We start from the raw sequence: 839 nt of genomic DNA, 5'->3' as shown, positions 1-839 counted from the left end.
TTTTGCCCTGAAGATGATCCTCCATCTCATCTTTTCTTACCCCTATTGCTATCTCCCCTTGGGCACCAAGAGCAACATTGCCTTTCGCATCTATATCGGAAGCAGCAATATGAATATCTTGACCGGAGATGACAGTGGTATCTTGTCCAGAACTTAAATGAGAACCATTGTGCAAGGCAACATGGGAGGTTTCACTGCCATTCTGATTGTCCATGCTATTGCGCGTGGCATCGATCAAAACATTCCCCTCAGCTTGTAAATGCAAACTCTTCTTTGCTTGAACATCAGAGCCTAGAACATTGAGATTCTTTCCAGAGACAAGTGTCGTCGAGCCCCCAGAGTTGACTTGCGATTTATGATGCATGGTGGAGTCACTGTGCTCTGCATGGTGATGGGTTGTGGCTGCGCCTATCGTCAAATCACCTTGTTCTGTGGCCATTGTAAAATCACCTCCTGTGGTGATCCCCACCCCTGAGGCTGTGATATCTTGTCTAGCAATCACGCTCGCATTGCCACCAGTAGAAAGCGCCTCGGTGTTTAAAACGGTCTCCACGCCGTCAACCGTTGTTCGCCCTGCTTCAAAATGAATATCGTTCTCCGCAAGCAAAACAGCATCACCACCAGCAGCAAAATGCCCTCCTTGACTAAAGATATCCCCGCCATGCACATGCAATTGGTGTGATGCGGCAATTCGCCCTGAATTGGTTATCGTTGAATTGCTCGTATTCTGGCTGGTGATATTAACATCATCCCCCATGATCAAGGCACCAGAAGAGACAAAGGAGGCTCTGTCTTTTTCTGGAATGTAAAGCACCGGTGCATAAACATCCATGCCCTTG

Annotated in this window: 1 protein-coding gene; it reads right to left on the bottom strand. The window is 47.7% G+C overall.

The window, feature by feature from the left end:
• A partial coding sequence (locus tag J7R10_RS08300; protein WP_208436444.1) for a hemagglutinin repeat-containing protein occupies positions 1-839 on the bottom strand: 839 nt, incomplete at both ends.

The sequence above is a fragment of the Bartonella vinsonii subsp. berkhoffii ATCC 51672 genome (assembly GCF_902825225.1).
Taxonomy (GTDB): domain Bacteria; phylum Pseudomonadota; class Alphaproteobacteria; order Rhizobiales; family Rhizobiaceae; genus Bartonella; species Bartonella berkhoffii.
This window is presented reverse-complemented; position numbering and strand designations above follow the sequence as displayed.